Here is a 5851-nt window from a genome sequence, read left to right on the forward strand (position 1 = left end):
GGTGGACTCCGCGGTACCGGGCGTGCCGCTCGGCTGCGACGTCGTCGCGGCTCGCCCGATCACACCGTGCCGCGTCCTACGCCGACGGCGGGGCGCTGGGGATGATCAGCTCGTGGCCGTCGTTGGTGGCTTCCGGGTCCACGCCCACCGTGATCGAAGCGGTGACACCGTTCGCGATCTTCTTCTTGTCGTAACGCAGCGTCAGCAGGCCACCCGTGGCGCCGCTGTCGTCGTAGAGGATGTCCTCGGGCAGCGTGACGCGCTTGACGGTGTTACCCGAGTACGGAGTCTTCTCGGCGACGGCCAGGACGGCCTCCTCCTCGAAGTAGAGCTGTCCGGTGTGGCAGGTCCGGCCGCCCTCGTAGCCGCCCTCGGTCCAGGTTCCGTCCACCTGCGCCTTCATGTGGATGTGCACGGCCCGGCCCTCGTACCAGCCGGGGAAGATGCTGGTGAAGCGGACCTTGCCCGCCTGGTCGGTGCGCTGGGTGCCACGCAGGTAGCGTGCGTCGTCGGTGGGCTTCACGTGCATGTCGCTGCCGTCGTCGCTGCCGTCGTCCGCGGGCGCCGACTCGGTGGCCATGCCGGAGGGCAGGGCGGAACCCACGCTCTCGTACCCGGAGTAGATGCCGAGCGCGTCGCAGTGCCAGATGTCGACCGCCGCGTCCCGCACCGGCTTGCACGTCTCGGAGTCGATCACCTTGATGGCCAGGGTGAGAGGTACGCCCTTCTTGCCCTCGGTGATGTTCGCGCGGATCCGGTCCGCGTCGATGTAGTAGGGGCCCTCGATGGCTTCCTCGCTCAACCGGTAACAGCTTGCGCCGGCCGAGGGTTCGCCCCCCTTCGTCCTGACCGGTGCCTCTTCGCCGCCGCTGAGCGCGTTCACGGCCAGCGCACCGCCTGTACCGGCCACTGCGATCACCGCCCCCCCGGCGACGAGCACCTGCCGACGTGATGTCTTCCTCGGGGACTGCGCACCGTTCTGGGTCATTCTTACCGACTCCCTTCCGCTGGGCTGGGTCACGTTGATCGACCATCGACGCCCACTTTGGCAGAAATCCACCCATAACGTCCGAATCGAACCCGGGGGCCAGGCCTCCTGAGCCGTCGGCTCCCGCCGTCCCCGTGTCGTGCACAGCCGGCCGGCCCGGCCCTGCCGGAAATCTTCGCCCGCGCGGCGGTACTGCATCCGTGTGTCCGGGAACGGTGGATGCGGGCGCCAGCACGGCGAGGGCGCCCGTTCGCGGCCGGCCCGCGGCAGCGGCCCCGCGACCGGCCCCCTCGCGCCACGGCTCACCGGCACCGAGCCGGTCGATCCGCCCCGCCCGTTCGGTGGTCGTTCACGGGACGGCCCCCGACGCACCGGGCGCTCTCCCGGTCAGGAAGAGCGCCCGGTGGCCATCGGTGCGGTGTGTCAGCCGATCGCGAGCAGCACCACGAGCAGCAGGGCGCCGACCACGGCGGGGGCGATCACCTCGTAGGCCCAGCGCACCGACGCGGTGGTCGCACCCTGGTCCTTCCGGCCGGCGGCCCGCTCGGCGAGCTCCCTGAGGTCGCCCACCGCCTGGTCGGCGGCGGCCACCCGGGCCTGGGTGTCGCGGACGTCGGCGTGCACCGAGGCCCGGCCGTAGGGGTCGTCGTGCGCCTGCTGGGTGGCCTTCCTCGCGGCACGCTTGCGCTCGCGCAGCGACACGGGGACCGCCCACAGCTGATACTTGGCGCCGCCGTGGGTGAAGATCTCGCTGGAGTAGGCGGCGCGCACGGTGGAGACGTCCGTCCACGGCAGCACGACGGTGCGGAACGGGTTGCGGATCCGGATCCGCTCCTCGTTCGCGAAGACGGCCGGCCGCAGGGTGAAGGCCACGATCAGCGGGACCACCGCCAGCAGCGCGGCCAGGGCCAGCCAGGGCACCCACCCCTTGCCCCGGACCACCGCGTCGCCGCCGATCCAGCCGACCAGCAGGATCAGCAGCACGCCGCTGACCAGCCCTGCGCCCGACCGGAAGGTCCGGTCGGCGTAGGCGGGCTCGGCGGGGGGTGTGGGGCTCGTCATGCGTCGATTCTGCCTGACGACGAGAAGCGGCCCGCCCCGGCCCGCGGAAGGCTCGTGGAAGCCCTGCGGAAGGCCCGGAACGGAAAGGGGCCCTGTACAGGTCGCTACGCGCGTAGATATGCTCATGTGGTGACCATGCCCACCACTGCTCCGGCATTCTCCGACGCGACGGCGTCCGACAGTGCGCTGCGCCGCTTCCTGCACGGGCTGCCCGGCGTCGACACCGTCGGCCTCGAAGCGCGCGCCGCCGCCCTCGGTACCCGTTCGATCAAGACGACCGCCAAGGCGTACGCCATCGATCTCGCCATCTCGATGATCGACCTGACGACGCTGGAAGGCGCGGACACCCCGGGCAAGGTCCGGGCCCTCGCCGCCAAGGCCGTCAACCCCGACCCCACCGACCGCACGACCCCGCGCACCGCGGCCGTCTGCGTCTACCCCGACATGGCGGCGACCGCCGTCGCGGCGCTGGCCGGCTCCGGGGTGAAGGTGGCGTCCGTGGCGACCGCCTTCCCCGCCGGGCGGGCCGCGCTGGACGTCAAGCTCGCGGACGTCCGCGACGCGGTGGCGGCCGGTGCCGACGAGATCGACATGGTGATCGACCGCGGCGCCTTCCTCTCCGGCCGTTACCTCAAGGTGTACGAGGAGATCACCGCCGTGAAGGCCGAGTGCGGCTCCGCACGGCTGAAGGTGATCTTCGAGACCGGCGAGCTGTCCACGTACGACAACATCCGGCGGGCCTCCTGGCTGGGGATGCTGGCGGGAGCGGACTTCATCAAGACGTCGACCGGCAAGGTCGGGACCAACGCCACCCCGGCGAACACCCTGCTGATGCTGGAGGCCGTGCGCGACTTCCGGGAGCAGACGGGCGTGCAGGTGGGCGTGAAGCCCGCCGGCGGCATCCGCACCTCCAAGGACGCGATCAAGTTCCTCGTCCTGGTGAACGAGACCGCGGGCGAGGACTGGCTGGACAACCACTGGTTCCGTTTCGGCGCCTCCAGCCTGCTGAACGACCTGCTGATGCAGCGTCAGAAGCTCAGCACCGGCCGTTACTCCGGCCCCGATTACGTGACGGTGGACTGATACGCCATGGCATCCGCATTCGATTACGCACCGGCCCCGGAGTCCCGCTCCGTCGTCGACATCGCCCCTTCGTACGGCCTGTTCATCGACGGTGAGTTCACCGGGGCAGCCGACGGCAGGGTCTTCAAGACGGTCAGCCCGTCCACCGAGGAAGTGCTCTCCGAGGTCGCGCGCGCGGGCACGGAGGACGTGGACCGGGCCGTGAAGGCGGCCCGCAGGGCCTTCGAGAAGTGGTCGGCGCTGCCCGGCTCCGAGCGCGCCACGTACCTGTTCCGGATCGCCCGGATCATCCAGGAGCGCTCGCGCGAGCTGGCCGTCCTGGAGACCCTGGACAACGGCAAGCCGATCAGGGAGACGCGTGACGCGGACCTCCCGCTCGTCGCCGCGCACTTCTTCTACTACGCGGGCTGGGCGGACAAGCTGGATCACGCGGGGTACGGCGCGAACCCGCGTCCGCTCGGTGTGGCCGGCCAGGTCATCCCGTGGAACTTCCCGCTGCTGATGCTGGCCTGGAAGATCGCCCCCGCGCTCGCCACCGGCAACACGGTGGTGCTGAAACCGGCGGAGACCACTCCGCTGTCCGCGCTGTTCTTCGCCGACATCTGCCGCCAGGCAGGCCTGCCCAAGGGCGTCGTCAACATCCTGCCGGGGTACGGCGACGCGGGCGCCGCCCTCGTCGGGCACCCGGACATCGACAAGGTCGCCTTCACCGGCTCCACCGCCGTCGGCAAGGCCATCGCCCGGCAGATCGCCGGGACGGACAAGAAGGCCACGCTCGAACTGGGCGGCAAGGGCGCCAACATCGTCTTCGACGACGCCCCGGTCGACCAGGCCGTCGAAGGCATCGTGACCGGCATCTTCTTCAACCAGGGCCAGGTCTGCTGCGCCGGTTCGCGGCTCCTCGTACAGGAGTCCGTGCACGACGAGGTGCTGCACTCCCTCAAGCGCCGGCTGTCCACGCTCCGGCTCGGCGACCCGCTGGACAAGAACACCGACATCGGCGCGATCAACTCCGCGGAGCAGCTCTCCCGGATCGGCGCGCTCGTCGAGACGGGCGAGGCCGAGGGCGCCGAGCGCTGGTCGGCCCCCTGTGAACTGCCGTCCGCCGGGTACTGGTTCGCGCCGACGCTCTTCACCGGCGTCACCCAGGCGCACACCGTGGCCCGCGACGAGATCTTCGGCCCGGTGCTGTCGGTGCTGACCTTCCGTACGCCGGACGAGGCGGTCGCGAAGGCCAACAACAGCCAGTACGGCCTCTCGGCGGGCATCTGGACGGAGAAGGGCTCCCGCATCCTCGCGGTGGCGAACAAGCTCCGCGCGGGCGTCATCTGGGCCAACACGTTCAACAAGTTCGACCCGGCCTCGCCGTTCGGCGGATACAAGGAGTCGGGTCACGGCCGCGAGGGCGGCCGCCACGGTCTGGAGGCCTACCTCGATGTCTGACGGGCGACGACGCGTCTTCAAGACCTACAAGCTGTACGTCGGGGGCAAGTTCCCCCGCTCCGAGAGCGGCCGGGTGTACGAGGTGACCGACTCCAAGGGCAGGTGGCTGGCGAACGCCCCGCAGTCCTCCCGCAAGGACGCGCGTGACGCGGTCGTGGCCGCGCGCAAGGCGTTCGGCGGCTGGTCGGGCGCCACGGCGTACAACCGCGGCCAGGTCCTCCACCGCGTCGCGGAGATGCTGGAGGGCCGCAGGGAACAGTTCGTGCGGGAGGTGGCGGACGCCGAGGGGCTGTCGAAGTCCCAGGCGACGGCCGTCGTGGAAGCGGCGATCGACCGCTGGGTCTGGTACGCGGGCTGGACGGACAAGATCGGCCAGGTCGTGGGCGGGGCGAACCCGGTCGCGGGCCCGTTCTTCAACCTGTCCACCCCGGAACCCACAGGCGTGGTCGCGGTCCTCGCTCCGCAGGAGTCGTCGCTCCTGGGCCTCGTCTCGGTGATCGCCCCGGTGATCGCCACGGGGAACACGGCGGTCGTCATCGCGTCGGCCGACGCGCCGCTGCCCGCGCTCACGCTGGGCGAGGTGCTGGCGACCTCGGACCTGCCCGGCGGCGTGGTGAACATCCTGTCCGGGAGGACGGCGGAGCTGGCGGCCCCGCTGGCGTCCCACCAGGACGTCAACGCCATCGATCTGACGGGGGCGGCGGGAGACCCGGCTCTGGCGAAGGAGCTGGAGATCGCCGCGGCGGACAATCTCAAGCGGGTCCGCCGTCCGCAGGCAGGGGACGGCGCGGACTGGTCGGCAGATCCCGGCACGCACCGCCTGACGGCCTTCCTGGAGACCAAGACGGTCTGGCACCCGACGGGTGCACTGGGGGCCTCCGGCTCCTCGTACTGACTCCCAGGGCGTCGTGGGGCCGCCTCATGGGCGGCCCCACACGCATGCGCAGGGCAGGTCAGCCGGTGATCAGGCCGGTCACCGTCCCGATGACGGGCAGATCACCGAGAGCGGCACCGCTAGTCAGCGGGTCGGTGACCACCGCGGTGGTCACCGGCTTGAAGTCGGCGACCTGGGCGCCCATCGCGTTGTCCAGCGGGTCCACCCCGGTCCCGGCCAGCGGGTCGAGCTGGAGGTCGGTCACGGGCTTGACGGTCCCCGCGAGCCCGTGACCGAGCGCGCTGGTCAGTGCGGGCGCGGCGGCGTCGACGACCGCTCCCAGGGTGCTGTCGGCGGTGTCGGCGCCGGTCGCGGGCGTGGCGGGCAGCGGCGCGGCCTGG

At 71.3% G+C, this 5851-nt stretch carries 6 protein-coding genes; 3 read left to right on the top strand and 3 right to left on the bottom strand.

Annotated elements, in window-relative coordinates; all coding sequences use genetic code 11:
• Window positions 1–76: 76 nt before the first annotated feature.
• Both VN520_RS36485 and VN520_RS36490 read right to left on the bottom strand, forming a co-directional pair.
• A complete protein-coding gene (locus VN520_RS36485) occupies window positions 77–988 on the bottom strand; it encodes an intradiol ring-cleavage dioxygenase (RefSeq protein ID WP_325751249.1) in 912 nt (303 codons plus the stop codon).
• Between the two features lie 423 nt (window positions 989–1411).
• Window positions 1412–2050 (bottom strand): PH domain-containing protein, encoded by a 639-nt coding sequence (locus VN520_RS36490; RefSeq protein WP_325751250.1) that lies wholly within the window; start codon window positions 2048–2050, stop codon window positions 1412–1414.
• Window positions 2051–2185: 135 nt separating this feature from the next.
• On the opposite strand from VN520_RS36490, the gene deoC reads away from it, so the two are divergent.
• The 3 genes from deoC to VN520_RS36505 are packed head-to-tail and all read left to right on the top strand — an operon-like array spanning window position 2186 to window position 5471.
• Entirely contained in the window at window positions 2186–3133 is a 948-nt protein-coding gene (gene deoC, locus VN520_RS36495; RefSeq protein WP_325751254.1) for a deoxyribose-phosphate aldolase, read from the top strand.
• A gap of 6 nt (window positions 3134–3139) precedes the next feature.
• Window positions 3140–4576, top strand: coding sequence for an aldehyde dehydrogenase family protein (locus tag VN520_RS36500; protein ID WP_325751251.1), 1437 nt, complete (start codon window positions 3140–3142; stop codon window positions 4574–4576).
• Window positions 4569–5471, top strand: a complete 903-nt coding sequence (locus VN520_RS36505; RefSeq protein WP_325751252.1) for an aldehyde dehydrogenase family protein — start codon at window positions 4569–4571, stop codon at window positions 5469–5471. Before VN520_RS36500 ends, VN520_RS36505 begins: the two co-directional genes overlap by 8 nt.
• A 58-nt stretch (window positions 5472–5529) precedes the next feature.
• On the opposite strand, the gene VN520_RS36510 is transcribed toward VN520_RS36505, so the two are convergent.
• Window positions 5530–5851 (bottom strand): hypothetical protein (locus VN520_RS36510; protein WP_325751253.1); only part of this gene is annotated, 322 nt, incomplete at its 5' end.

Source organism: Streptomyces sp. (assembly GCF_035563135.1).
GTDB lineage: Bacteria > Actinomycetota > Actinomycetes > Streptomycetales > Streptomycetaceae > Streptomyces.

Excerpts from the sequence above, each read along its gene's own strand:
- VN520_RS36505 (WP_325751252.1), top strand. The coding sequence starts at position 4,569 with ATGTCTGACGGGCGACGACGCGTCTTCAAGACCTACAAGCTGTACGTC.
- VN520_RS36485 (WP_325751249.1), bottom strand. The coding sequence starts at position 988 with ATGACCCAGAACGGTGCGCAGTCCCCGAGGAAGACATCACGTCGGCAG.
- deoC (WP_325751254.1), top strand. The coding sequence starts at position 2,186 with ATGCCCACCACTGCTCCGGCATTCTCCGACGCGACGGCGTCCGACAGT.
- VN520_RS36500 (WP_325751251.1), top strand. The coding sequence starts at position 3,140 with ATGGCATCCGCATTCGATTACGCACCGGCCCCGGAGTCCCGCTCCGTC.
- VN520_RS36490 (WP_325751250.1), bottom strand. The coding sequence starts at position 2,050 with ATGACGAGCCCCACACCCCCCGCCGAGCCCGCCTACGCCGACCGGACC.